The sequence below is a fragment of the Brevundimonas sp. GN22 genome (assembly GCF_054824005.1).
In genome coordinates, this window is sequence record NZ_JSYD01000045.1 from 24553 (window position 1) to 50743 (window position 26191).

A 26191-nucleotide genomic window follows, 5' to 3' on the forward strand; every position below is an offset into this window, starting at 1 on the left:
GGATCGGGGCTTTTGTTTTGCTGGCTTGGTCTGGCCTTAGTTGTGGGTGTGACCGTGGCCGGTGGTCTCGGTGTAGGTCTCTAGCGCCGCTTCTGTGACCGTGGCCGAGAACGCGGGGTTGGTGGAGGCATCACCCTCGAACCAGAACGGCTTGCGAGCTGGGCCGCCCACTTCGTTCATGCGGTTATCGAACAGTCGTCCATTGACCATGGTCGCGTCGATCTCGTGGGTGTTGCGGATGTTCTCCAGCGGGTTGGCATTCAGCACGATCAGATCGGCCAGCTTGCCTGCCTCTAGAGAGCCGACATCACGATCCAGACCCAAAGCGCGCGCACCATTGATGGTGGCCGCCTGAATGGCCTTGATCGGGGCCATGCCGCCCTGGTTCAGCATCCACATTTCCCAGTGCGAGCCGAGGCCTTCACGCTGGCCGTGGGCACCGATCTGGACGGTGACGCCGTTCTCGCTGAGGCGAGTGGCCTCGTGGGCGACGCTGATGTGGTTCAGTTCGTCTTCCGGAATACGGGTCGGGCGACGCGACACTGCGTCCAGCATGCGGCGCGGCACATACTGGCTGAGGATAGGATCAGCCCACACTTGGGTCGTGTCGTAGAAGTGCTTCTCGCCCCACGCGCCGCCATAGGCCACGACGAGCGTCGGGTTGTAGGCAGTCGAGGACTGCGACCAGAACTGGATCACGTCGTCATACATTTTGGCGACGGGGATCGAATGCTCGATCGTGGTGTGACCGTCCGCGATCATCGACATGTTGTGCTGATACAGGCTGCCACCTTCCGGCACGACCATCATGCCCAGTTCGCGCGCGGCTTCGATGATCTGCTGGCGCTGTTCGCGGCGGGGCTGGTTGTAGCTCTTGACCGAGAAGGCACCGACAGCTTGCAGGCGGCGCAGAGCCGTCTTGGCGTCTTCCAGATTGTTCACCGTGGCGGTGAAGCCGGTGTTGGCACCGTACAGGATACGGCCCGTCGAGAAGATGCGCGGGGCGGTGACCAGACCGGCCTTTGCCAACTCGCTGGCGGCGAAGATTTCCGAGTTGCTGTTCGACGGGTCGTGAACGGTGGTCACGCCGAAGGCCAGCGAGGCGTAGTTGATCCAGCTTTGTTGCGGGATGATGTCATCCGAGCCCATCGAACCGTGCCAGTGGGTATCGACAATGCCCGGCATGATGGTCTTGCCAGCCATGTCCACGACCTGAGCGCCCGCAGGAGCGGCGACCGAGCCGCGTGCACCGATGGCCTTGATGCGGTTGCCTTCGATGACGATGACGCCGTCGTCGATGACTTCGTCACCCTTGGCCGTGATGATGCGCGCGCCGCTGAGGACCTTCAGGCCCGACGGCTGGGCATAGTCCACCTTGAAGCCCAGCGGGATGCCGTGCTCCGCTGTGGCTGCAACGGTTTCGGCGGCACCATCGACGAAGGTGAAGCTGTCCGTCAGCTTGCGGCTGAACAGTTCCGGACCGTTCGACCAGCGCAGGGCCGAAGAATCAGCGGACCAGTGCAGCCACTGACCTGCATCGCGGGTCATGCGGGTTTGCGGAATGGCCTTGCCGCTTTCCGACAGGGTGACGGGGCGGCCCGTTGCGGTGAACGGCGCGACATAGGCGTGGAAGCGCTCGGTCCAAGCGACCCATTGGCCGTTGGGGGCCACAGTGAAATCAGTGCCGTATTCCGACAGCAGGTGCGTGCGTTCGTCGGTGCCATCCAGCTTGACCGAATAGAGGGCGTTCTTGCCGTCCTTGCGACCGCGCAGGAACAGGCGGTCGCTGCTGGCACCGAACTGCGGATCGGCACCGCTTTCGGTGATCAGGCTCGATTCGCCGCCGCGTGCAGGCACGCTGTAGACGCCGGGGTTCATGCTCCACAGCGGCGAGGTCAGATAACCACCCGTACCAGCGCGATAGACGACCGTCTGACCGTCGGGGCTGAAGGTCGGTTCGAAATAGTGGCCGGGGTTTTGGGTCAGGGTGCGGCCTTCGCCGCCGCTGGCGGGCACCACGCGCACCGAACCCAGCTTCTGGTCATCCCACGTAGTGTAGGTGATCGAGCGGCCATCGCGCGACCACGACGGATAGAGCTCGAAGTGATCGGTCTGGCGGGTCAGGCGACGCGGCTGGCTGGTGGAACCGTCGGCGCGGATGTCACGGACGTACAGGTGGCCGAGAGCCTCGAACACGACCTTGCTGCCGTCCGGCGAGGTTTCGGCAAAGCGCACCATCTTCACGTCGAACTGGTCAGGGGCGACCTCGACGTTGAAGCGAACGGCGTCCTGAACCTGACGGGTGTCGCGAACGCGGAACGGGATTTCGGTGGCCGCACCCGATTTGGCATCGATGCGCTGAATCTTGCCGCCGGCCCAGACGATCAGGTGCTTGTTGTCCGGCGTCCAGCTGAAGGTCGGATAAACGCCGTGGATCGCCCACGTTTCCTGCATGTCGCGGTCGAGCGCGTTGTACAGCGGCGTTTCGCGACCCGAAGCTAAATCCTTGAGGTAGAGCACCGACTGGTAACGATCACGGCGCACGAAGGCCAAGGTCTTGCCATCCGGCGAAGGGGTAGGGCGGATCGAACCACCCGGACCGGTGACGAATGGGCTGATCTCGCCCGTTTCGCGGTCCAGACGGCGGATCACATAAATCTGGCCGTTCGGGTCCTTGGAATATTCGAAAGTGCCACCCGGCGTGGAATCATCGCTGTAATAGAGATAGCGGCCATCCGGCGAGAACGCGGGTTCGCCCGTGTCTTTCTCTTGCGTGCGGCGCTCGGTCAGTTGGACGCCGCTGCCACCTGCGCGGTGCCATATCCACATCTCGCCCGCGCCCAGCGAGCGGCCCGAGGTAAAGTGCTTGCGGCCGACGATGTACTGGCTGTCCGGCGTCCATTCCGGCTGGGTGACCAGACGGAACGATTCGTCGGTGACCTGACGCGGATTCGAGCCGTCGCGATTCACGATCCAGATGTTATCGCCACCGCCACGGTCGGACGTGAAGGCGATATAGCGGCCATCCGGCGAATATTTGGGCTGCATTTCCCATGCGACGCCCGACAGAATCGGCTTCGCCTCGCCACCGCCGATGGGCATCACATAGATGTCGCCCAGCAGGTCGAAAACGATTTCCTGCCCGTCAGGGCTGACGTCCAGCGACATCCACGTGCCGGAGGTGACGTCGATATTGACGGCGCGAGCGGGGCCAGGCGGGGTTTGAACATCCCATTTGGCCGGCTTCTCGGCGGTGGCGGCTGCAGGCGTCTCTGCCGGTGCTGCCTCCTGCGCCCACGCGGGCATGCTGACGGCCAGTGCCGCCACGGTGGTGAGCCAAACGCGCTTCATCTGTGGAAGCCCCCTCGTAACTGTAAAACCCTCTGGTGAAGGCTAGCGAGGTTGGCAGGGGTTTGACCAGCGGCCAGAGCGTGAAAAAGGCGCAACCTTAACGGCAGCGAGCGCAAAGTCCGGAATGTAGGGGAAGATCCCGCTCTCCCGCTTCTGTTATTGAAAACAGAAGCGGGGAGAGGATGGTGCCGTCGGGCAGGATTGAACTGCCGACCTCAGCCTTACCAAGGATGCGCTCTACCACTGAGCTACGACGGCGACGACGGAGCGGATAACCGCCCGTACCTATTTAACAACGAGACACTACACCAAACTGGTCTGCCAATCTGCGTTTAAACAGAGAGGCGAATGGTGCCGTCGGGCAGGATTGAACTGCCGACCTCAGCCTTACCAAGGATGCGCTCTACCACTGAGCTACGACGGCGTCTCGCTGAGGAGGCGGCTTTTAGCCAACGACTCTCGGGGGGCGCAAGTGAAAAAATGCATGTTGATCAAAATCTTTGCACGATGTCTGTTGTCTGAATGGATATCTCGGATCGCGATAACAACGGTTCCTCTGCGGCCCCTGCTACGGAACCGCCCTTGCCGGACGCGAAGGCTCCGGTCGCCAAGCCCTTGGACCCCAAGGCAGAAAGGGCGCAGCGACTTGCGGCTGCGCTGAGAACGAACCTGCGTCGGCGCAAGATGCCGGGGGCTGCGGCGCGTCCGGAGCCAAAGGATCGTAACTAGAGGTGAGCGCCTAGCGCACAAAGGTGTGAAACAAGCCCTTTCAACGGGGGCAAAGGCCTTGCTAGATAGCCGATACACCGGACCACAGTGGTACCGGTCCTGAAGGTTTCCATGGACAGCATTGTCATCCACGGCGGCAATCGCCTGAACGGCTCGATTCCCGTAAGTGGCGCCAAGAACTCCGCCATCAAACTGATGGCCGCTTCGATCCTGACGTCGGAGCCTCTGCGCCTGACCAATATGCCGCGCCTTGCGGACACCCGTTTTCTGGGCGCGTTGCTGCGCGAGTTCGGTATCACCGTCACCGAGAGTGATGGTGCCGATGGTCAGCAAACCCTGTTTGACGCGCGTGAACTGACCTCGACGTTTGCGCCCTATGATCTGGTTCGCCAGATGCGCGCTTCGTTCAATGTGCTGGGCCCGCTGCTGGCGCGTACTGGCGAGGCGAAGGTTTCGCTGCCGGGTGGTTGCACCATTGGCGCGCGTCCGGTCGATCTGCACCTGATGGCTCTGGAAGCCATGGGCGCTCAGATCGAGCTGGAAGAGGGCTATGTCACCGCCTCGGCCCCCAAGGGCTTGCAAGGTGCCGAGATCGAGTTTCCGTTCGTCTCTGTCGGCGCGACCGAGCATGCCTTGCTGGCGGCCGCGATGGCCAACGGCACTACGGTTCTGAAGCGTGTAGCCAAAGAGCCTGAAATCGGTGATCTGGCCCGCTGCCTGATCTCGATGGGTGCCAAGATCGAAGGTCTGGATACGGACCAACTGGTCATCACGGGCGTGACGTCTCTGCATGGCACTGACTGGTCGGTGATTCCGGACCGTATCGAAATGGGCTCCTATGCTGTGGCTGCTGCCATGGCTGGAGGCGAAGTTCGACTGACCAAGGGGCGTGCCGACCTGATCGTGGCCCTGACCGATCTGATGCGCCAATCTGGTGTGGAGATCGAGGAAGCTGCGAACGGCGATGTCATCGTTCGTCGTGACCCCACCCAGCGTCTCAAAGCGGTCAATGCCACGACCGAAATCTATCCGGGCTTCGCGACTGATCTGCAGGCCCAGTTCATGACCCTGATGACCCTCGCAGAGGGCGAGAGCGTCATTCACGAAACGATTTTCGAAAATCGCTTCATGCACGCACCGGAACTGATGCGCCTCGGAGCCGATATTACCGTATCCGCAGGCGAAGCCCGCGTGCGGGGTGTCGAACAGCTGCGCGGCGCTCCGGTGATGGCAACGGACCTGCGGGCATCGATGTCGCTGGTGATTGCTGGTCTGGTCGCCGAGGGTGAAACCACGGTAGGCCGCGTCTATCACCTGGATCGCGGCTTCGAACGGATGGAAGAAAAGCTGGGGGCCTGCGGTGCAGACGTCCGGCGCGTCAAAGGCGACGGCCAAGAGCACTGAATCGATGACTGACCCGATCGACAGCGTCCGCGAAGAGCACAACCACAGTGACGGCTCGGCCAAGACCGACCTTGCGCCGTTGCGTCTGCTGGCCGAGGACGCTGACGATCTGCAGATCATTTCGGCCGCGCTTCAGGATGCGGTCATGCGGCCGGTCGATATCCGGTGGGAGCGCAAGGCACGGCGTCTGACGCTGGTTCTGTCGCGGTTCTGCTGGGAGTGCGGTGGTACGCGTGTCGCCTCGGCAATGCAGTTCGGCGACGTCCAGTCGGTCAAGAGCCGCCGTTTGCCTCGCGCACCAGAGAGCCCGCTGGAGTTGCTGGCCATCGATTTCATGCCGACCGAAGCGCCTTCCGGTCGCGTGATCATGATGTTTGCCGGGGGCGGTGATCTTCGTATCGATGTGGAATGCCTTGACGCAGTCCTGACCGATCTTTCAGATCGCTGGCCGACTGCGGCAGCACCGGCGCATCCGGCCGACGACAACACCCCTCTGGAAGCCTAGGCTTTAATGACATGAATGCGGATCTGACCAAGATCGAGATCGACAGCGGCAGCCTGCCTGCCGCGACAGCCGAAATCGAACACGAGCGTCGTGTGGCGATCTTCGATCTTGTCGAATCCAACGTCTTCAAACCCGAGGGCGGTGCGAGCGGACCCTATGTGCTCAAGCTCTCGTCGCAGGACAACCGCTTGGTTTTTGACATTAGCGGACCGGACTACAACCACGTCCACGCCCTGTCGCTGACGCCGCTCAAGACTGTGATCCGCGATTACGGCTTGATTTGCGAAAGCTATTACGAGGCGCTGAAAGGCTCTTCGCCCAGCCAGATCGAGTCGGTCGATATGGGCCGCCGCGGACTGCATAACGAAGGCGCAGAGCTGCTTCAGACCCGCCTTGAGGGCAAGGTCGAGATGGACAAGGAAACCTCGCGTCGCTTGTTCACTTTGGTTTGCGCCCTATATCGACGCGGCTGAACTCGACTAATCCACCGTTTTAGTGCATTAGAGCGCGCTCTGATCAACGGCTCGCGTCAACGCCCGGCGCGAGCTCATTGCTGTTTCAACGGGCGAGAGAGGCCGCATGGCTAAGGAAGAACTACTTGAGTTCCCCGGCGTGGTCAGCGAATTGCTGCCCAACGCTACTTTCCGCGTAACGCTGGAAAACGATCACGAAATCATTGCCCACACTGCAGGCAAGATGCGTAAGAACCGCATCCGCGTGCTGGCAGGCGATAAGGTTCTGGTCGAAATGACTCCGTACGACCTGACCAAGGGCCGTATCACCTATCGCTTCAAGTAAGGACGCGCCTTGTCGCGTCCTGACGTCACGGCTGGGAAGTTGGTATTAGCCTCTTCCAGCCCGCGCCGGGTGGAACTCCTGGCGCAGATCGGAATCGTTCCCGATCAAATCGATCCCGCAGATATCGACGAAACCCCGCTCAAGGCTGAACTGCCTGCGCGGTTGGCGCAGCGTCTTGCAACGTCCAAAGCGGCCGTTGTGGCAGAGCGTCATCCCGATGGCGTAGTGCTGGCGGCGGATACGGTTGTCGCTGTGGGGCGTCGTCTGCTGGAAAAACCGGCTGACGAAAATGAGGCCCGTCGATTCCTGAAGCTGCTGTCGGGTCGCAATCACCGTGTTTTCACCGGCATTGCTGTGGTTTCCAACGGTCGCACGTCGTGGCGTGTCGTTGACACTCGCGTCACCTTCAAAACCCTGTCTGATTCAGAAATCGACGCTTACGTCGCCTCTGGCGAATGGCGCGGCAAGGCAGGCGGCTATGGCATTCAGGGTCGTGCAGCGGCCTTTATCCAGCGCATCGTGGGCAGCCATCCGGCTGTGATGGGCCTGCCGCTCTATGAGGCCAGCAATCTTCTATACGGTGCTGGCTGGCGTCCGGCGGCGTAAAGTCGGTGGCCGACTTTCAATATTATCTGGACGAGATGCCGGGCGAAACGCGCGGCATCGTCGTCTCGGATGACCGAATCCACTCTCTATATATAGAGCACGACAGTGATACGCCCCAGCACCGCTTGGGAGCGCAGAGCGTGGGTCGCATCACCAGAATCGAACCGGGGCTGCGCGCAGCCTTCGTGGATATGGGATGTGGTGAACCCTACGGCTTCATGGGTCTGGGAAAGAACCAGCGCTTTTCCGAAGGCGAGAAAGTTCTTGTCGAGGTCACAGCAGAACCCCGCGAAGCCAAGGGGCCGGCGCTTAAACGTCTCGGCAACGCCGATGGCGAGCCTCGTCTGGTAAAACCTGCACCACGCGTGCGCGAGATTTTGGAATCACTCGCTGGCTCCAATCCTGTCCGGATGGGACTTGAAGCCATCGAAATGGCGATTCACGCCGAGGAAGAGGCTAGTGCGGCCCAAGTCCTGCGCCCGGAATATGGGCTGGATTTATCCGTACAACGGACACGCGCCTTAATTGCCGCGGATATCGACTACGCTCCGTTGCCCGGCAAGGACAGTCGTAAGGGTAGGGACGCAGTCAACAAACACGGGCTTTTCGAGGTCGCGCGTCTTCTCCGGCTCAGGCACTGGGCGGGTACGGTGGTGGTAGATCTTGCCGGAGTGGGATTCGTCGACGATTCGATACTGACGACTGCCAAGTCCGCCTTTTCCACGTTCGAGAGCGTGTCATTTGGCCCATTAAGTCGCTTTGGTCTGTTGCAGTTCTCGCTTCCGTGGCGGTACCAGCCGATCGATGAGCGTCTGGCTCATCCCGCAACGGCGGGTTTCAATGCCGTGCGCGAGCTTCGGCGGGCGCTGCTGACCGATACGGCGTCGCCCGTGTACGAGTTGGTGTGCGGGGCAGGGGAGGCCGCTGTTCTTGCTCCTGCTGTCCGATCGCTGGGGCCGAGAGCGCGACTTTGCGCCGACGGTAAGCCCGGCCAGTACATTATTAGAGAGGGATAGAACCATGGCCCTGTGCCCGATCTGCAAGCGTCACGAGACCGTCGAGAAATACAAGCCTTTCTGCTCGCGCCACTGCGCGGATATTGACCTCAATCGCTGGTTTACCGGCGGCTACGCCATTCCGGGACCTGAAGAAGAGATTGATGAAAAAGATCGCGGAATTGAGTGAATTAGCCTCTAGACAGCCCGAAACACTCCCCCTATAGAGACCACCTCGCCGCGGCGCAGATGACCGCAGCGAAGACGAGATGCCTGGATAGCTCAGCTGGTAGAGCAGCGGATTGAAAATCCGCGTGTCGGTGGTTCGAACCCGCCTCCAGGCACCATCTCCTTTCCCTACATACGTAAACAATGCTCAATCCGACCACGGTTTGCCGTTTCGGATGCCTGCTGCCATTGTCGCAGGCCACGAAATAGTCATATTTCAGCTAGGGACGTTTCGCGCCAGCGGAGCTGTTACTTGCACAACGATATGCGCGAAACGGGCATATCCCGCAAATTCCTTGCGTTAGCCGATATCGGGCTCTCAACAATCAGGTAAAAGCTATTTTCCGGCCTTGACGCTCCGTTAGGGGTTCGTCAAAGGGACTTTAACCGCATTCCTTACTTGCAGGGCTGAGGTGGAGGGCTATTGTCCTTACTGCAGTCCTCGCCTCGGTGCCGTTATGGTGCGAGTATGGGGTTCGGCGCCAACCGGCGGGGGAGAAATCCGGCGGTGGTTAAGATTTCATTTGAGAGGCGTTCGACTGACGCGGGCGTCTCTTGGGTTCCACGAGTCAGACCAAAGCAGGAACTGGCGAAACATGCTCGATAGCAAGAAGACGAATATCCTCCTGGCCATGGCCGGCGCTGCCGTCCTTATGGCAGGTTCGCCGGCTCTGGCGCAGGACGCCGCTCCGGCAGCTCCGGCCGCCGCAGCCGCACCGGCCGCTGATGCCGCCGCAACCCCGGCTTCGACTGAAGCCCCGGCAGCTGACGCTGCTGAAACTCAAGAAGATCCGGCTTCGGTTAAAGAAGCTACCGGTGGCGGCCACGGCAAGCTGACCCCGATCGGCATGTTCATGATCGCCCACCCGGTCGTTAAGATCGTTATGGCTGGTCTGCTGCTCGCCTCGATCTTCTCCTGGACTCTGCTGCTGATCAAACTGGTTGAGTTTGGTTCGCTGAAGAAGGCCACCGCAAACTTCCTGGATGCGTTCCGCGGTGCTCGCACCCTGGCCGACATCCGTCGCGTTTCGACCTCGGAAGAGTTCGAAGGCAACCCGCTGGCTGACATGGCTGCTGCCGCAACTTCGGAAATCGAAGTCTCGCGTCAAGCTGGTCTGGACGTTGCCGGTGCAAACCGCGGTTCGACCGTCCACCGCGTTGAAACTGCAGTTGCTGCAGTTCAGTCGACCATCGGTGGTCGTCTGTCGGGTGGCCAACAGTTCCTGGCTTCGGTCGGTTCCTCGGGTCCGTTCATCGGTCTGTTCGGTACCGTTTACGGCATCATGAACTCGTTCATCGGTATCGCCGAATCGAACACCACCAACCTGGCCGTTGTTGCTCCGGGTATCGCTGAAGCACTGCTGGCTACTGGTATCGGTCTGTTCGCAGCTATCCCGGCTGTTATCTTCTACAACTACTTCTCGACGAAGATTGCAGCTTACGGCACTCAGGCTGACGGCTTCCAAGCTGAACTGCTGAACACCATCTCGCGTCAGCTCGACAAGGGAGCATAAGACGGATGGCCGCCAAACTTTCCGGTTCCGGCGGCGGCAAGTATACCGTCGAGGCGAACAGCGAAATTAATATCACGCCCTTCGTTGATATTATGCTGGTTCTACTCATCATCTTCATGGTGGCGGCTCCGCTCGCCACCGTGTCGGTGCCGGTAGAACTCCCTCGTGCCGTCGCTCCGCCGGCCCCGAATCCGCCGAAGCCGATCTTCATCTCCATCCAAGACGATGGTGATGTTTACGTCGGCGACTTCAGAACGTCGGTTGAGACTCTGGGTGAAGACCTGAAGTCCCAAATCGGTACGCGTTCTCCTGACGAAGAGCGGATCTTCATCCGTGGTGACCAGAAAACCCGTTATGGCAACTTCATGCAGGTCATGAACGCCTTGCAGGACAACGGTTTCTACAGTGTCGCGCTCGTCGGCAACGAACAGTAAGGGGGCTAAGGATAAGCATGTCCGCTGAACCTCATCAGCCAAGAAACCCCCTTATCGATGCGCCCCGGAAGAAGAAAAAGCTTTCTGCCGGTGCCATCGTCGGTATCAGCGCGTCTGTAATCGTCCACGCCTTGGCAGGTCTGTACCTGTACAAGACGAAGTTCGAAGTTCAGCCGTTCGACTACGTCGACGAAGCAGTGGATGTGGAGCTGATGGACGCTCCGCCGCCGCCGCCTCCGCCGCCGCCGCCGCCTCCGCCTCCGCCGACGGATACTCCTCCGCCGCCGAAGCTTCAGGTGCGCGAACCGGTAGTGACTGATCTGGCTCCGCCAGTGACGGTCAACATCGAGCCGACCAAGAAGGAAGACCGTCGCGATTACGAGGGTCCTCCGGTAGTGGTCCAAGGTCCTCCGCCGCCTCCAGCGCCGCCGGCTCCGCCGCCGCCGCCGAAGCCGTCGGTTATCACCAACCCGCAGTGGTCGCGCCAACCGCGCGTCACTGAGCGCGACTTCCCGCAACGCGCCCTTGACCGTGGTGTCAGTGGCTCGGCTACGGTGGAGTGCACGGTGACCCAATCGGGGTCGCCGAGCGGTTGCCGCGTTGTTAGCGAAGAGCCGTCGGGCATGGGCTTCGGCCAAGCCGCGGTTCGCGTTATCCAACGTGGTCAGCTTTCGCCGCGTACGGTTGACGGTGCTGCTCAGGACGCCAAGTTCGTAGTGCGTATCGTCTTCCCGCTGGCTGATTAATCAGCCTTTGTGGTGACCAAAGTTAAGGCGCTCCGGTTTCGACCGGGGCGCTTTTTCTTTGCCTGAAACTATCGAACGGGAGCCGGATTGCGGCTCTGCGCGTTGGCGACGTACAAGCGGATTAACGCGGCAATGGCCGTTGAATATGAGGACATGACATTGCGCACGATTTCGACTTCGATCCGTCTGGGAATGGCCGTGCTGCTTGGCAGCAGCGTGATGGCGGGATGTGCGTACAACGAGACGCTGGGCCGCAACCAACTGGTGATCATGGACGACAGTGCTCTGATCCAGGCATCCCAGTCGGCCTGGAACCAGACCCTGCAAACGCAAAAGATATCGAACGACCGCGCCATGAACGCGCGTGTGACCTCGGTGGGAACGCGACTCGTACAGGCCGCAGGGCTACAGAATCGCCAATGGGTTTACGCCGTCTTTGATGATGCGACGCCCAATGCCTTCGTGCTGCCGTCGGGTCATATGGGCGTCACGACGGGCCTGCTGCGTCTGACGACCAACGACGACCAGCTGGCCACGGTGATCGGGCACGAGATTGCCCACGTGGTCGGCCGACACGCGGCAGAACGCACCAGCACCAGCAGCCTTACCCAGCTTGCACTTGGAGGCATCCAGAGTGCGGCAGGAGACTATGGTCAAGCCGTTGGTGCATTCGGCGGCATCGGGGCCCAGTTGGGCGTCCTGCTGCCGTTCTCGCGTAAGCACGAACTCGAAGCCGACCGTCTGGGCGTGGATTACATGGTGCGTGCAGGATACCGCGCGAGCGAATCTCTCGTGCTGTGGCGAGCTATGGCTAGCGCGCAGAATCGCGCAGGTACGCCGGAGTTCGCTTCGACCCACCCGTCGGACCAAACCCGTATTGCCGCGCTTGAGGCTTATATCGCCCAGCGGGGCTACTGATTTTCCAAAGAACGGAAAAATACATCGCGTTTGATGAAAAGTGCTCTTGAATCAAACGCTGAGGCTAGGTAGAGAGAGCGCCTCGCAGCGATGTGCAGCCTTAGCTCAGCTGGTTAGAGCGCCGGTTTGTGGAGCCGGAGGTCCTCAGTTCAATCCTGAGAGGCTGTACCATTCCACCGCTTTCGGGCGGTGACGCGAATAAAGAGGTCGGACTGGCGAAAGCCGTGTCCGACCTTTTTGCGTTTAGGCCTTGGTTTCCGTGGCCTTTGGCGGCTTGCGCTGGGGCAGCAGTCGAGCCAGCACGGCACGCACCGGAGAGGGGGCGGGAACCTCGACCGTGGCAGCGGGAAGCGTTTCATGCTGCTTAGGCGCGGGACGTCTCAACGCCTCGACGGGCTTGTCGATCTGCGAAAGGGCTTCGGCGGCGGCCGCCTCGCCGGCGGCAATGCCGGGCTCGAACGCCTTCCATTCACGGATATCGACGCCCTCGGGCTTGGGCAGAATCAGCACATCGGTTTCGGCGCGTGCTTCGGTCAGTTCGGCGCTGGTACTTAAGGTCGCGGCGCGCATCAGGATCGATACGATGGGTGGGCCCTGTTTCCATGCGCCGGACATGATCCATCGCCACCACGACGGAGGGGTCTCCAACTGCTCGGCATTGACGCCGCGTGTTTGCGAGACGTCACTGCCAATCATCGGGCCATGGTTGAACCGGCGCATGACGTCGCTGGGGAAGTTCCGGAGCACGGCCCCGTCCACCAGCACCTGTCCGTTGCGGACATAGGGCGGGATCACCCCTGGAATAGCCACGGACGCGCGAAGCGCATGGCGCAGGAGGCCGTCACGATGAACCTCGATCCGCCCTGAGGTCAGGTTCGCAGATACCGCAAAAAAGGGTAGGGGCATGTCCTCGATGGCCAGATCGTCATAGGCCTCCTTCAGCAAGCTCCCCAGCTTGCGCGCGCGGGTCAGTGCCACGAGCGGGATGGCTATGTCGGATAGAGGGTCATTGCGGACGAAGGCGTTATGTATGCGTGTCTCCAGCTCTTCCTGTGTCCATCCCAGAGCGGGGCCAGCAGCAATGACGGCTCCCATTGAGGAGCCACCCAGAAAGTCGAGCGGAATCTTTGCGGCTCTCAGTACGCGAAGGACCCCGATATGGGCATAGGCGCGCGCGCCGCCGCCGGACAGGACCAGACCCACGGACGAGCCCGTGATGATGCGTGCGATCCGGTGCGCGTCATGCGCGGACCCATCCTGACAATGGAACCAGCGGCCGGGCGTCATCGCTGAAAGCCACGGTTGTGACGGGCTGCGCTGGTTGCTCGGGACGGGCGACAGGAGGATCAAATCGGTCAGTTGATGCACCAGTTCGGTGTCGCCGTTTCGTCGACCGACTTGAGCGGGCGGGGCATTGTTCGGGTCCCCCACGATGAAGAGCCTGTCGACCTGTCGGGCACAAAGATGGGCCCACACCGGATCAGCGGCCTCGGCGACATAGAGGACGAAATCGTTGCTATCTTCCACGCGAGCGAACCAGTCGGAGGCCAGTGTCTTGGCATCGCGGTCGATGATCGTGACGCGATAACCCTCGGCCTGAATGGCCGCATGAATGGCATCCACGAACGGGCGGATCGGGGCTTCACGGGCGGAGACAAAACCGTAGACCGTAGGGAAGTCGGTGCGGCCCTTTTGGCGCGTGCGACGGATCATGACCCGCGCGACTTCGGCCATGAGATCGGGGTGGGCGCGGCTTATCTCGTAGAAGGCAGCGCGGGGCAGGGCGATCACCTCGCTGTCGCGCAGGGCGACAACATTCGAGGTATGGGCCGTGTCAGCCAACATCGACATTTCGCCGACGGGCGTGCCCGGCTGGACCACGCCGATGAACTCCGCCTCCTGCCCCTCACGGGGCTTGAAGACGCCCAGACGGCCCGATTGCAGAATGTAGAAGGTGTCTGCCGGATCACCTGCCGAGAACAGCCGGTCCCCTTCGGTCAGGGCAAACCAACTGGCTCTGCTGTCGGGATGCTCCGTCAGGATGCGCGCCAGAGTGGCGTCCAAATTGTCTCTTGTGTTGGTTGGCATCGGCTCTGCTTTAGTCTGTTGCAGACAATACCGTTGTTCGTTCGCAACTCGATAGTCGGTTTGCGGCTTTATTGCTGAGATTGACGATACGGAGTGAGCGACAGTGAGAGCATCATGATCCTGTCGCCCGTCGAATGTGTGTCGATGAGGACGATCGTTAAAAGCGTTCGCGCTTATCGCGGCGATCCGGTTTAACCTCGGCCAAAGAGCTCTAACGGAAGTGAATCATGACCGATCCGAATAAACCCAGCGACGGTATGCCCTCGGAAGAGGATCTGAACGCACTGGACATCACCGATGCCGAGGCGGCAGCCATCAACAGCATCGCGCACCCTCTGGTTGCGGAGGCGGCTCCGGATGCCAACAGCGATCTGGTGAAGATCGACAGCCTGCCGTCAGGCGTGGTGTTTGTGACGATCAACCGTCCGGAAAAGAAGAACGCTTTCAACGCCGAGGTCATCGCGGCCCTGCACGAAGCATTCGAGACCCTGCAAGGCGCGGATCACGTCCGTGCGGTGATCGTGCGCGGTGCGGGGGGTACGTTCTGCGCCGGTGCCGATTTGAACTGGATGCGCGACGCGGCCGAGTGGTCCGAGAGCGAGAACCGTGACGATGCTATGGGTCTGGCCCGTATGCTGAAGGCCCTGCACGACGTTCCGGCCCTGACAGTGGCGCTGGTAGAAGGTGCAGCCATGGGAGGCGGTGCGGGCATCGTAGCGGCCTGTGACATGGCCGTCGCCGTAGAGGGTGCCCGTTTCGCATTCTCGGAAGTGCGTCTGGGTCTGATCCCCGCGACCATCGCGCCTTATGTGGTCGAAGCCATTGGCGCACGTCGCGCACGCCAACTGTTCCTGACGGCCAATGTATTTGAGGCCGATTATGCGGCGCATACGGGTCTGATCGACCTGATCATCGGTCAGGACCAGATCGACGAGTTCATCACGATGGTCACCGATGGGCTCATGGCTAATGCGCCGGGGGCTATGGGCGATGCCAAACGTCTGGTGCACGATGTGGCCGGACGCGAAATCGACGGGCGTCTGATGGAAGATACGGCCAAGCGTATCGCCAGGGCTCGCATCTCTGCCGAAGGTCAGGAGGGTGTCCGTGCCTTCCTCGACAAGCGCACGCCAAGCTGGGCGGAGTAATCCGACATAGAAAAGGGGGCCGGTCGGCCCCCTTTTTTTTAGCTGATCCCCAGGATCCAGCCTTCTTCGTTTTCGACCTTGGCCACGTCTTCGGACGAGGTGCCCGCCGGAGGTGCGAAGGCTTTTTGCAGCTTGCCCTCGTCGTCCATGGTGGCGATGGCCTCGGCGGCGGCGCGGACTTCGGACTGGGTCTTGTATTCCTTGACACCGTCGGCGCTCACCTGACGGGTGGCTTTGAACAGGGCAGGCCAGACCTCGACGACCAGAGTGTTGATCGACGTCAGATCGTCTTCACCTAGTTCGCGCCAGCCCGTGCCGAACGGCCACAGAGCTGCCGACGTCCCCAGCTTGTCCAGCAGGCGGCGCAGCAGCGGCACGCCCACCAGCGTCAAACCCCCGATGGCCCCTGCGCCGTGCATCTGCCAGACGCTGTGCGGGGGCAGCTTCAACTTGCGTGCGGCCAATTCGGTAGCGCGGAATTCGGGGATGTCGCTGCCCGAGCCTTCGGGCGGCTTGGTGGTGGTCAGCCAGCGCTGCGCTTGACTGGCCGGAGCGCCCCAGAACGGCCACGGCTGATCCGTCATCAGGCGGTTCATCTTGGCGGCGACCTGATAGCGGTTGTTGGTGTTATCGGCCTTGTCGACGATGTTGGTCGACAGGAACTTGCCCATCGCGTCCCACGGGCGACCTTCCAGCTTCAGCAAGGCTGCTGTGCCGGCCGGGAAGCCGAAATCAAAGTCCAGACCCAGCAGGACACGGTCGCCGCGCTTGCGGTGCTCGGCCAGCAGGTTCTCCAGCATGGCTTCGCCTTCCGCGCGCGAGGCAACATTGTGGGTCTCGGTGTACAGGCGGAAACGCACATCGCGCTTGGCCACGCCGATCCACAGGGTTTGCTCACCCAGTTTCTTACCTTCGGCGGCAGTCCATTTTGCGATGATGTATGCGTCGAACAATCGGGCCACGTCGGGCTCCAGTTAAATAATAGCGGTTGAGGAGTTGGTTTGTTTCTAGCGGTCCGTGCAACGGACGGGAAGGGTGGTTAACCCTTCACGACCGCTTCGATGTGCGCCAGCCAGCGTCGGGCCAGACGGAGGCCCTCGTTGGCCGAGCCTGTCAGTTGAGGGCCGGAAGAGGTGTTATTGGCCGCAGGGCCGCCTTCCGGTGCGCTCCAGTGGGCCCGCCACAGACTGATTTCGAATTCGGGGCAGTGCGGGTCACGGAACATCAGGCGAAGGATGACGCTTTCGGCATCCTCGACCAGCACATCAAGATCATTGCGACCCAGATGGCGACGCACACGGGCGACGACGTGGCGATCAACGATCACCTCTGCGCCCTCGATCTCGGGGTATTCGAAGACCAGACCAATGGAGCCTTTGTTCCAGAGAACGGCCAGTTGCTCGTTGTCGAGGTCGAGGCCCGCAGCCTTGCCCTCGGCTGGCGCGATAGCCTGCATGTCCGGCGTGCCGGACAGTGCATTCTTCATCGCCCTGCGCAGACGCCGCTCGGACTCCATCCACCATGACAGGAAGAAGAAGGTGGTGGTCGCAAAGGCGGCGATCAGGGCGACCAGTAATATGGCCCTGAACGTCTCCCCCATGATCACCCCTCCAAATCTAGGTCCACGACCACCGGAACGTGATCACTGGGCTTTTCCATATCGCGGGCGTCGCGGTGGGTTTCAATCCCACGGAATCGGTCCGCTGCTCGCGCAGACAGTAGGGCGTAGTCGATGCGAATACCATTGTTCCGCTGCCACGCTCCGGCCTGATAATCCCAGAAGGTATAGGTGCCCTTGGGTTCGTTACCCAGTTCGTGGGCATCTGAAAGACCCAGCCATTTCATGCCCTTGAGGGCAGCGCGGGTTTCCGGCTGGAACAGGGCGTCATTGACCCAGTCTTCAGGCTTGGCCGCGTCGTCGGCGGTCAGGATGCAGTTGTAGTCGCCGCATAGGGCCAGCGGCTCTTCGAACGACAGCAGCTCCTTGGCGCGGTCGTGCAGGCGCTGGAACCAGTTCAGCTTGTACGGAAACTTGTCGGTGTCGATCGGATTGCCGTTAGGCAGATAGATGGACGCTACCCGGACCGGTGTGGGGCTTTCGATCAGTGCCTCGATATAGCGCGCCTGTTCGTCGTTCTCGTCACCGGGCAGGCCGCGAACGACGTCTGACATCGGGAATTTGGACAGTAGTGCCACGCCGTTATAGCTCTTCTGGCCGTGTGTCTCGACGTTGTAGCCAAGGCTTTCAAAGGCTTCACGCGGGAACTTCTCGTCCACGCACTTGATCTCCTGAAAACAGGCGACGTCGGGTTGAGCGGCTTCAAGCCACGCCAGCACGGTAGGCAGGCGGGCGTTGACCGAGTTCACGTTCCAAGTGGCAATACGCATAGGTCTTGATTAGGCCGACGAGACGGCAACCGGAAGAGACAAAAAGAAAAACGCCGCCGGGGTGATCCCCCGACGGCGTCTGTTCCATCAGAATGACCGCTAGGATCAGTCTTGGGCCGGCACGTTGCTGCCTTGCGGAGCGCCATCGGTCAGCTTGCAGCCACCGCCGATTTGAGCGGCTTCGGCGCAAGGATAGACTTGCTGCACGACATGCTCGTTGTTCAGGCGAGCGATGAGGCCATCGGTGCCGTTGCACTTGGCTTCATAGAAGCCGCCGTTCGGGTTCGAACCCATGAAACGCACGTCGGCGATGTCGCAGGCTGCCGCATCCGAACCGGCGAACCACGTCTTCACCGTGGCGATCTGCTCGTCCTTGGTGGTGTAGTTGCAGGTCACATTGGCCGAAGCGAGGGTGAGGCAGGAATCGACTTCCCAGCCGCCGCCAGCCTTGCGGTTGATGCGATAGCCTTCGACGCCTTCGCAGCCGACTTCATAGACGAAGTTCTCGCCCTTGCGGCCGATCAGAGCGTACTCGTTCACGGCGCACGGCACAGCGGCTTCGCGAGCCATGTTGGCGATGACGGTGTCATAGTTGGCGTTGGCCGGCAGGGAGCATTTCGGACCCAGAACGACTTCCGGGTTGGCAGCCTTTTGGCGGGCCTGGGTGGTGTCGTTTTCGTAGCAGTCAACGATGGTCACCGGATCGGTGGTCACCAGCATGAAGCCGAAGTCATTGGCGCAGGCGACTTCGAAGAATTTTTGCTGTTCGGCCGTGACGCCGAGCAGCTTGGCTTCGGTCGGCTGGCAGCGGACGCTGTTCGCGGTCAGGATGCCTTGGGCTTCGGCCAGCACTTCTTCGGGCGACGGAGCAGCCGGTGCAGCAGCCGCTTGCTGACGGCGACGGCCTTGTTGTTCGCGGTTTTGCAGACGACCCGGTTGTACGCGTTCAGCGTTCGGGCGTACGTCACCGGCTTGGCTGCGCTGTTCCTGCATGGCAGGAGCGGCAAAGGCCGACGCCGGTGCAATGGTCAACAGGGCCAAGCTGGCGGCGACGCACAAAGCTTGCGACTTGGAACGGTAGGACACTGGGTAAACTCCTCGCCTCATAAATTTCTGGTGCAGCCTTGGCTGCATGAAATCGCAGGGTCAAGGCAAGATTGGGGTCGGACACTGGACCGGCGAAAGAAAATCTGACAAGTCGGAAGCATAGTTTCGATTGGAGACGGACTTGGCCGACGGGACCTCCCCGGACCTGACGCGCGTAGAGCGGGGTCTCACCTATCCTCAACCAGCGCTGCCCGAAGCCGGGCAGGCGATCGAGGTGGCAGACGGTGTTCTGTGGCTGCGGTTCGCGCTTCCCATGGCCTTGGACCACATCAATGTCTTCGCGATAGCGGACGGGCAGGGCTGGGTCATTGTCGATACGGGGCTGTTTACCGACCCCAGCCGCGAAGCATGGGAGACAGCCCTCGCAGGCGCGCTGAAAAATCTTCCGATTAGTCGCGTGGTAGTCACCCATATGCATCCGGATCACATGGGCGGTGCGGGGTGGCTATGTGCGCGAAGCGGCGCACCCTTGCTGATGTCACGACTGGAATACCTTTCGGCCCAGTTTTACATCACAGAAGATGCCGCCCCCGCTTCGTCAGAGGCCGAGGTGTTTTATCGCGCAGCCGGATGGAGCGAGGACGAGATCACGCGCTGGAAAACGCGACGTGGCCGTTTCTCCAAGACCGTATCGGCGCTTCCTGCGCAGTTCATCAGGCTTAAGGACGGCGATGAGCTTACCATTGGTGGCCGTGTGTGGAGTGTGGTGACGGGCGAGGGGCACAGCCCTGAACATGTCTGTCTGTGGCGCAAGGACGACGGCGTCTTCATCGCGGGCGACCAGATCCTGCCCAAGATTTCTTCGAACATCGGCGTTTGGGATACCGAGCCGCAGGCCAATCCGCTGGATGAATGGCTGCGGTCGCTGGAAGACCTGAAGGCGATGTTGCCGGATGATCTTCTGATCCTGCCTTCGCACGGCGAGCCGTTCTATGGCGTGACCTCGCGCCTCGAGGCGCTGTTGCGCGGGCATGAGGTAGGGCTAAAGCGGCTGGAGCGTTCGCTGAAGCAACCGTGCCGCGCGGTCGACGTGTTCGGTGCGCTGTTTGCCCGCAGTATCGGGCCCGAAGTTTTAGGCATGGCGACCGCAGAATCGCTTGCACATTTGAATTATCTCGAAGCCCGTGGTCGGGTCGTGCGTGAACGCGATAGTGACGGCGTGGACTGGTGGAAGATTGTGGAGGAAGCCCAGTGACCGATTTGATCAAAACGCGCGTCGAGAATGGCGTGATGTTCGTGGTGATGAACCGCGCCGACAAGATGAACGCGATCACGCAGGCGATGTACCTGGGCATGACGCAAGCCTTCCAGCAGGCCCGCGAGGACGACAGCGTGCGTGCTGTGCTTCTGGCCGCAGAGGGCGACAGCTTTACTGCCGGTAACGACATCGCCGACTTCATGCGACTGGGTCAGGTGGACGGCAATCTTGTCGACAGCGACGTGTTCAAATTCCTGAAGGCGCTGGCGGATCTGGACAAGCCGCTGGTGGCCGCTGTGCGCGGTCGCGCTGTGGGTGTGGGTCTCACCATGCTGCTACATTGCGATATCGTGGTGGTCGCCAAGGATGCGAAACTCTCTGCACCGTTCATCAATCTGGCGCTGGTCCCCGAGGCGGCTTCGACGCTGTTGATGCCCCGCGTGATCGGCCACCCGCGTGCGTTTGAACTGTTCGCTCTGGGCGAGACGATCGACGGCGGGCAGGCTTATGAATGGGGTCTGGCCAACCGCGCGGTGCCAATGGCGGCGGTCGAGGCGGTGGCGCGCGATTTTGCTGAACGTCTGGCCCAGCGCGCGCCGAATGCCGTGCGCCAAACCAAGCGGTTGATGCGCGATGCGGAAGGCATGTGGGACCTGATGCAGCGCGAAGGCGAAATCTTCTCTAACCAGATGAAGAGCCCCGAGGCGCTGGAGGCCTTCACCGCCTTTATGCAGAAGCGACAGCCGAATTTCGGCTAAGGGGCTGATAACCCACAGCTTAGCTTTGCTGTAATCCAGATTTGGCGGGCATCCGATCAATTGATGATTGATTCGTGTGGCGCTTGGTCCTAGTGCGCGCCCATGAAAACAGTGCACGCGTTCCCGTCTGATACGACCGCCCCCGCCGTGGTGGCGATAGAGCGCGAGTCTGCGGTCGATGCAGTGGCCGTGGATGCACTGGTTATGGCGGCCTTCGGTCCGGGGCGTTTTGCCAAGACTGCAGAGCGCCTGCGCGAACAGTCGGCAATGTTGTCGGGTTTCACCATCTATGACGATGGGGCACTGATCGGCTCGGTGCGCCTTTGGTCGGTGACGTCCGGTCAGGCGCGAGGCGCGTTCCTTGGCCCCATCGCGGTCGCGAAAACCATCCGCAGCACGGGTCTGGGCGGCAAGCTCGTCGCGCGCTGCATCGAGGAAGCCCGCGATCTCGGCTTGGACGGTATTTTGCTCATCGGTGATCCGCCGTATTTCGAGCGCTTTGGTTTCAAGCCGGCACCCAAGGCTGTTTTCAGCGGCCCTGTGAATGCCGCCCGCGTCATGTGGTTGCCCCTGACGGATGTGTCGCCAGACGGTCCGGTACGGCCGGTCGACTGAGCCCGCGCAAATACGGCTTCAAATAGCGGCCATTGCTGCCCATATTCTGCGTATGCAGAATCCGACGGACAAACCGGAAAAGTCTATCTCCTCGCTTCAGGCTATGGCCGATGCCGCAAAACAGGCACCGGGAAGAGGGCTGCCGCCGGTGCATCTCTGGCATCCGGCGCAGTGTGGCGACATCGACATCCTTATCCGCGCCGATGGTGTGTGGATGCATGAAGGGTCGCCGATTGGCCGCCCAGAGCTTGTCCGACTGTTCAGCACCATCCTTCGCAAGGATCCGGACGGCTACCATCTGGTGACGCCCGTCGAGAAGCTGAAGATAGAGGTGGAAGACCTGCCGTTCCGCGCCGTCGCGGTGCGTGAAGAGGGCGGGCAACTTGTGTTCACGACCGATCAGGGTGACGAAGCGATCGCCGGTGCTGAACGCGCCATTGTCGTCGAGACGGACGCCGCGACGGGCGAACCGTCACCGCGCGTCCATATACGCGGTGACCTGTGGGCGCGCATCGTCCGCTCTGTCTTCTACGATCTGGTGGAACGTGCCGAGGAGATTGACGGTGCTTTGGCTGTCCGCTCCGGTAATTCGGTGTTTGCGCTGGGGCCAAAAGGGGCAGGGCTTTGACCGAGGCGCAGTCGCAGGCGTTGCGCGCGCTGCTGGTTGCGCGTCTGGGAGCGCCGTCTGACTGGAGGCTCGAGAGTGCGCCGCGCTTTTCCGACTTCGATCTGAACCACGAGATGGAGCGCCCCGAGCGGACGCTGCGTCCCGCTGCGGTCCTGATCGCGGTTATGGAGCGCCCTGAAGGGCCCACTGTCCTGATGACCCGACGCTCCGACTCTCTGGCGAGCCATACTGGACAGATCGCCTTTCCCGGAGGGCGTCTCGATCCCGGCGAGACGGCAGTCGATGCCGCCTTGCGTGAAGCGTGGGAGGAGGTCGGGCTGGACCCTGCACTGGTCGAGGTGCTGGGAGTCGGCGATGGCTATGAGACCGGCACAGGCTTCGCTGTCACGCCGGTGGTTGGCTGGCTGAAGGGCGAGCCGAGCCTGAAACCGTCACCCGCCGAAGTGGCCGAGGTGTTCGAAGCACCGTGGAACTTCTTGATGGATCCGGCCAACCATCGTCGCGACTTTTATGACAGCGAAGGTCAGCCGCGGCGCTGGTTCTGGGCCATGCCTTACCGCGAGCACTACATCTGGGGCGTGACGGCGGGCATTCTACGCCGTCTGTGCGACCGGCTGTATGAGGACAAGGTGGCGTGAGCACGCCTGATCTAACCGCACAGGAATGGCTGTCGGCAGAGAGCTCGAAGGCCGTCATCGCTGCCCTGGAGGTCGCGGGCGGGAAAGACTGTGCGCGCTATGTGGGCGGCTGCGTCAGGAATGCGATTTTGGGCGCGCCGGTCGATGATGTCGACATCGCCACCCAGCTTTTGCCGAACGAGGTACTGGCGGCGCTGAAGCAGGCGAAGATACGCGCCGTGCCGACCGGGATCGAACACGGGACCATCACCGCGGTGGTGCAGGGGCGACCCTACGAAATCACTACGCTGCGGCGTGACGTCGAAACTGATGGCCGCCGCGCGGTCGTCGCCTTCACCAAGGATTGGGCCGAAGATGCGGCGCGTCGCGACTTCCACCTGAACGCCCTTTACGCGAGCGGCACGGGGCAGATTTTCGACCCGACCGGCTACGGATTGGATGATGCACTGGCAGGCCGTATCGCCTTTGTAGGGGAGGCCGAGCAGCGTATCCGTGAAGACTATCTGCGTATTCTGCGGTTCTACCGCTTCTGGGCATGGTATGGCCGTGGTCCGGTCGATGCGGCAGGACATGCTGCATGTTCGGCCTTGGCACAAGGCGTCGCGACCCTTTCAGCAGAGCGGATTTCCAAAGAACTGCTGAAGCTACTCGCTGCCCCTGATCCGGTTCCGGCTGTGGACGCCATGATGGATGCGGGTGTGCTGGGTGTTCTGCTGCCCAAGCTGGAAACTTCGCTGTTCAGGGCTGTCGCGGGTATAAGTGGCGATCCCCTGTTGCGGCTTGCGGCCTTGTTGCCGCGCGATCAGAGGGTCGCGACCGACGAAGCCAAGCGTTTGCGTCTGTCGAACCATCAGCGGGATCGCTGGCTGGCGGCGATCATACCCTTGCCGAGCGATCTTAATGCCAAGCAGGCCCGCGAGGTGATCTGGCAGGCCGGGGCGCAGGCTTTCGCCGATCGTTCGATATTGGCTGAGGCCGGTTCACCGCAGTTGGCCCCCTATGCGGCACTGCGCGAGATGGCGCGCGACTGGGTTCCGCCACCCATGCCGGTGGGCGGTCGGGATTTGGCGGACTTGGGGATCAAGGCTGGTCCTATGACAGGGCAGATACTCAAGGCGTTCCAAGCGTCGTGGATCGCAGATGATTTTCCCGCGCACGGCCATCATGAACGTCTGGCGCAGGCTATTCGACAGATCGTGCCCGCTGGAAACGGGTGATCACGGGGCGGTGGTCCGAGCCGTTGCGTCTTCCAAGTTTCCTCTCGACCACAACCAGTTCGGGTGAATGCCACACCTGATCAATGGTGATCGCTACGGGCGAGGGCACTTTGGCGGGCCATGTTCCGGGGAAGCCCCCTGCGGGTATCATGCCGTTCGATTGCTGAATCTGGCGTCCGATACGGCCGGACGAAACAGAGTTGAAATCGCCGGCAATTATGGCGTCATCGCCCAGTTTTTCGCGGGCGATGGCGAGGTCTTCGGCCTGAGTAATCTGGGCGTGCTGATAACGATAGGGCCACGGGCGGGTTAGGTGCGCGGCCATGAAGCCGATGCGGCCCAGCGGAGTGGTGATGCGGGCCGAGGCGGAGAACAATTGGTCCTTGGTGTTCTCCTTGATAGGTTTGATGGGCCAGCGGCTGGCGACCAGAGCGCGGGCGGGGGCTACGTTCCGGTTGCCGACAATCGATACCTCGCGATGGGGATGATCCGGCAGCAGGATGTCGAGGTCGGCTGCGGGGGCCTCGCCCACTTCGACCAGCAGTACAATGTCGGGATCAGCTTCGGCGATGGAGGCAGCCATTGCGGCCACGTCGGTATTTCGTGCCCAAAGATTGGCCGAATAGACAGTGATCGTTTCGGACTCTGCATCGGCCTTGGCCTGAGCGGGGAACCATTGGGGCCAGACCGCGACGGTCAGCATAACGGCGGTAAAGGTCGCGAACAGTGCCGAAGGCCGCAGGCGTAGCAAAGCCAGCAGTCCGGCCCACGCTACACAGGCGAGCAGGGCCGGAGCGACGAAATGATTGGCCAGGTCCGGCCAGCGATGTTCGCTCTGGCTCAAAGCGGCCAAGGCCACGCCAAGCGGGATCAGTGTGATGCCCATGGCCAGCAGGTTCAGAATAATCCGGATAGCGGCGCGGGCTTTCGTCATGTCCGCAGCGATAGCCGAAACTCCGGAGCGCTCCAAGCATGGCAGGTTTCCAACTTTGTCTGTCCTAACCGCCGCGCGCAAACCTCGTTGAAATAAGGGATTGGGCGACGTTTGCGCCCATTTGCGCGCCTTGGCGGGCGGGCGGCGGATGCTGGATTCCGACGAACAACGGAGGCCGTGAATGACGGACGATAGCGCGCGGTTGGGCCTGCCCTATGTGATGGCGGGCCAACTGCAGAAACATGTGACGGTGAACGAGGCGCTCACCCGTCTGGATGCTCTAGTGCAAACGGCGGTGGTCAGCCGCACCCGTTCCAGCCCGCCGAGCGTGGTTACGGAAGGCGACCTTTATCTGGTGGGCGATACTCCGTCAGGCGCTTGGGCGGAAATGGCCGCGGGTGATCTGGTGCGGGCCGACGTGGGCGGCTGGGTCAAGGTGGAGCCGCTCTCCGGCATGCTGGTGAGCGTGCTGGACGAAGGCGTCACTCTGGTGCGTGCCGAAGAGGCATGGCGGGGGCTGGGCGAGACGCTAGGCGGGATTTTGCAGGTTGATCGCTTGGGCGTAGGGGCCGAGGCCGACGCTACGAATGCGTTCAGCGCACGTCTGAACAAGGCTTTGTGGGCCGCACGACCCACTGAAGATGATGGCGACGGCGACTTGCGGTTCACCCTCAACAAGCAGGGGCCGAGCCATACGGGATCAATCCTGTTTCAAAGCCAATGGAGCGGTCGCGCCGAAATCGGCCTGATGGGCGACGACGATTTCAGGTTCAAAGTCAGCGCCAACGGTACGACGTGGAACGAAGCGCTGCGCGTCGATCGCTCGACGGGACGGGTCTGGTTTGCCTCCGGCGCCTCGCGGCGCGAGACGGTGGTTGTAGCGTCGTCCGCCACACAGAGCGTTCCGGCATGGGCACGCTGGGTCGAGGCGGTTTGCATAGGGGCGGGCGGAGCGGGTGCCGAGGGTATGTCCGGCACAGCGGCCACAGTGCGTCACGGTGGTGGCGGTGGCGGTGCGGGTGGGGTCAGCCATGCCATCTGGGCTGCCGAGCACCTCGGGCCGCTGAACATCGTTGTGGGCACCGGCGGCACCACTTCGGGCGCGCATGGCGGTGACACCACCATCACGACCCACGGCCACCTTGTCCTGAAGGCAAGTGGCGGGCGCGGGGGCACTGCGGGACAGGGCGGTGCTGGCGGCTGGGGGACCGGTGGCATGGCCAGTTCCGGCCTTCCCACCAATC

At 61.7% G+C, this 26191-nt stretch carries 26 protein-coding genes and 4 tRNA genes; 21 read left to right on the top strand and 9 right to left on the bottom strand.

The features are described 5' to 3' along the window. Positions 1-36: 36 nt before the first annotated feature. The 3 genes from OB03_RS07150 to OB03_RS07160 all read right to left on the bottom strand — a co-directional run bounded on the left by OB03_RS07150 (position 37) and on the right by OB03_RS07160 (position 3775). Positions 37-3351, bottom strand: a complete 3315-nt coding sequence (locus OB03_RS07150) for an amidohydrolase family protein (RefSeq protein WP_461343671.1) — start codon at positions 3349-3351, stop codon at positions 37-39. A 183-nt stretch (positions 3352-3534) separates the two neighbouring features. Further along, a tRNA-Thr gene (locus OB03_RS07155) sits at positions 3535-3609 on the bottom strand. Between the two features lie 91 nt (positions 3610-3700). Continuing rightward, positions 3701-3775: transfer RNA gene (locus tag OB03_RS07160), tRNA-Thr, on the bottom strand. A gap of 416 nt (positions 3776-4191) precedes the next feature. On the opposite strand from OB03_RS07160, the gene murA reads away from it, so the two are divergent. The 13 genes from murA to OB03_RS07225 all read left to right on the top strand — a co-directional run bounded on the left by murA (position 4192) and on the right by OB03_RS07225 (position 12399). After that, a complete protein-coding gene (gene murA / locus OB03_RS07165; RefSeq protein WP_461343672.1) occupies positions 4192-5484 on the top strand; it encodes a UDP-N-acetylglucosamine 1-carboxyvinyltransferase in 1293 nt (430 codons plus the stop codon). A gap of 4 nt (positions 5485-5488) precedes the next feature. After that, entirely contained in the window at positions 5489-5989 is a 501-nt protein-coding gene (locus tag OB03_RS07170) for a DUF2948 family protein (RefSeq protein ID WP_242913106.1), read from the top strand. Between the two features lie 11 nt (positions 5990-6000). Then, complete coding sequence (locus tag OB03_RS07175; RefSeq protein ID WP_242913107.1) at positions 6001-6462, top strand: UPF0262 family protein; 462 nt, start codon at positions 6001-6003, stop codon at positions 6460-6462. A 106-nt stretch (positions 6463-6568) separates the two neighbouring features. Beyond that, entirely contained in the window at positions 6569-6787 is a 219-nt protein-coding gene (gene infA / locus OB03_RS07180; protein ID WP_003164348.1) for a translation initiation factor IF-1, read from the top strand. Positions 6788-6796: 9 nt separating this feature from the next. Continuing rightward, the gene (locus OB03_RS07185; protein ID WP_242913108.1) at positions 6797-7393 is read left to right on the top strand and encodes a Maf family protein; all 597 of its coding nucleotides are present in this window, start codon (positions 6797-6799) and stop codon (positions 7391-7393) included. Positions 7394-7398: 5 nt separating this feature from the next. Next, complete coding sequence (locus OB03_RS07190; RefSeq protein ID WP_461343673.1) at positions 7399-8409, top strand: Rne/Rng family ribonuclease; 1011 nt, start codon at positions 7399-7401, stop codon at positions 8407-8409. A 4-nt stretch (positions 8410-8413) separates the two neighbouring features. Next, positions 8414-8578, top strand: coding sequence for a DNA gyrase inhibitor YacG (locus OB03_RS07195; protein WP_242913110.1), 165 nt, complete (start codon positions 8414-8416; stop codon positions 8576-8578). An 81-nt stretch (positions 8579-8659) separates the two neighbouring features. After that, a tRNA-Phe gene (locus OB03_RS07200) sits at positions 8660-8735 on the top strand. A gap of 477 nt (positions 8736-9212) precedes the next feature. Continuing rightward, entirely contained in the window at positions 9213-10130 is a 918-nt protein-coding gene (locus OB03_RS07205) for a MotA/TolQ/ExbB proton channel family protein (protein ID WP_242913111.1), read from the top strand. Positions 10131-10135: 5 nt separating this feature from the next. Beyond that, positions 10136-10564 (top strand): ExbD/TolR family protein, encoded by a 429-nt coding sequence (locus tag OB03_RS07210; RefSeq protein WP_242913112.1) that lies wholly within the window; start codon positions 10136-10138, stop codon positions 10562-10564. 17 nt (positions 10565-10581) lie between these two features. Continuing rightward, the gene (locus OB03_RS07215; RefSeq protein WP_242913113.1) at positions 10582-11310 is read left to right on the top strand and encodes an energy transducer TonB; all 729 of its coding nucleotides are present in this window, start codon (positions 10582-10584) and stop codon (positions 11308-11310) included. Positions 11311-11463: 153 nt separating this feature from the next. Continuing rightward, positions 11464-12228 (top strand): M48 family metallopeptidase, encoded by a 765-nt coding sequence (locus tag OB03_RS07220; protein ID WP_242913114.1) that lies wholly within the window; start codon positions 11464-11466, stop codon positions 12226-12228. A gap of 94 nt (positions 12229-12322) precedes the next feature. Then, positions 12323-12399: transfer RNA gene (locus OB03_RS07225), tRNA-His, on the top strand. 72 nt (positions 12400-12471) lie between these two features. Here the strand turns inward: OB03_RS07225 and OB03_RS07230 are convergent. Beyond that, a complete protein-coding gene (locus OB03_RS07230; protein ID WP_461343674.1) occupies positions 12472-14292 on the bottom strand; it encodes a patatin-like phospholipase family protein in 1821 nt (606 codons plus the stop codon). A 251-nt stretch (positions 14293-14543) separates the two neighbouring features. Here OB03_RS07230 and OB03_RS07235 point away from each other — a divergent pair, with 251 nt between their 5' ends. After that, positions 14544-15464, top strand: coding sequence for an enoyl-CoA hydratase-related protein (locus OB03_RS07235; RefSeq protein ID WP_242913116.1), 921 nt, complete (start codon positions 14544-14546; stop codon positions 15462-15464). A 38-nt stretch (positions 15465-15502) separates the two neighbouring features. Here the strand turns inward: OB03_RS07235 and OB03_RS07240 are convergent, their stop codons facing one another. From OB03_RS07240 to OB03_RS07255, 4 genes are all read right to left on the bottom strand, one after another. Continuing rightward, a complete protein-coding gene (locus OB03_RS07240; protein WP_461343675.1) occupies positions 15503-16426 on the bottom strand; it encodes a cobalamin biosynthesis protein CbiG in 924 nt (307 codons plus the stop codon). 77 nt (positions 16427-16503) lie between these two features. Continuing rightward, positions 16504-17064, bottom strand: coding sequence for a hypothetical protein (locus OB03_RS07245; protein WP_242913118.1), 561 nt, complete (start codon positions 17062-17064; stop codon positions 16504-16506). Between the two features lie 2 nt (positions 17065-17066). Further along, positions 17067-17852, bottom strand: a complete 786-nt coding sequence (xth, locus tag OB03_RS07250) for an exodeoxyribonuclease III (RefSeq protein ID WP_461343676.1) — start codon at positions 17850-17852, stop codon at positions 17067-17069. A 105-nt stretch (positions 17853-17957) separates the two neighbouring features. Then, positions 17958-18938: a hypothetical protein gene (locus OB03_RS07255; RefSeq protein ID WP_242913120.1), complete on the bottom strand. Its 981-nt coding sequence runs from the start codon at positions 18936-18938 to the stop codon at positions 17958-17960. 142 nt (positions 18939-19080) lie between these two features. Here OB03_RS07255 and OB03_RS07260 point away from each other — a divergent pair, with 142 nt between their 5' ends. The 6 genes from OB03_RS07260 to OB03_RS07285 all read left to right on the top strand — a co-directional run bounded on the left by OB03_RS07260 (position 19081) and on the right by OB03_RS07285 (position 24013). Beyond that, positions 19081-20154 (top strand): MBL fold metallo-hydrolase, encoded by a 1074-nt coding sequence (locus tag OB03_RS07260; protein ID WP_461343677.1) that lies wholly within the window; start codon positions 19081-19083, stop codon positions 20152-20154. Next, a complete protein-coding gene (locus OB03_RS07265) occupies positions 20151-20915 on the top strand; it encodes an enoyl-CoA hydratase (RefSeq protein ID WP_242913122.1) in 765 nt (254 codons plus the stop codon). The genes OB03_RS07260 and OB03_RS07265 overlap by 4 nt, the downstream gene beginning before the upstream one ends. Before the next feature lie 102 nt (positions 20916-21017). Next, positions 21018-21530: a GNAT family N-acetyltransferase gene (locus OB03_RS07270; protein ID WP_242913123.1), complete on the top strand. Its 513-nt coding sequence runs from the start codon at positions 21018-21020 to the stop codon at positions 21528-21530. A gap of 52 nt (positions 21531-21582) precedes the next feature. After that, positions 21583-22158, top strand: a complete 576-nt coding sequence (locus OB03_RS07275) for a DUF1285 domain-containing protein (protein ID WP_461343678.1) — start codon at positions 21583-21585, stop codon at positions 22156-22158. Next, positions 22155-22796, top strand: a complete 642-nt coding sequence (locus OB03_RS07280; protein WP_461343679.1) for a CoA pyrophosphatase — start codon at positions 22155-22157, stop codon at positions 22794-22796. The genes OB03_RS07275 and OB03_RS07280 overlap by 4 nt, the downstream gene beginning before the upstream one ends. Then, entirely contained in the window at positions 22793-24013 is a 1221-nt protein-coding gene (locus OB03_RS07285) for a CCA tRNA nucleotidyltransferase (protein WP_461343680.1), read from the top strand. The genes OB03_RS07280 and OB03_RS07285 overlap by 4 nt, the downstream gene beginning before the upstream one ends. Here OB03_RS07285 and OB03_RS07290 read toward each other — a convergent pair. Beyond that, positions 23979-24947 (bottom strand): endonuclease/exonuclease/phosphatase family protein, encoded by a 969-nt coding sequence (locus OB03_RS07290; RefSeq protein ID WP_461343681.1) that lies wholly within the window; start codon positions 24945-24947, stop codon positions 23979-23981. The two genes, OB03_RS07285 and OB03_RS07290, sit on opposite strands and share 35 nt — an antisense overlap. Positions 24948-25128: 181 nt before the next feature. Here OB03_RS07290 and OB03_RS07295 point away from each other — a divergent pair. Beyond that, a partial coding sequence (locus tag OB03_RS07295; protein WP_461343682.1) for a DUF2793 domain-containing protein occupies positions 25129-26191 on the top strand: 1063 nt, incomplete at its 3' end.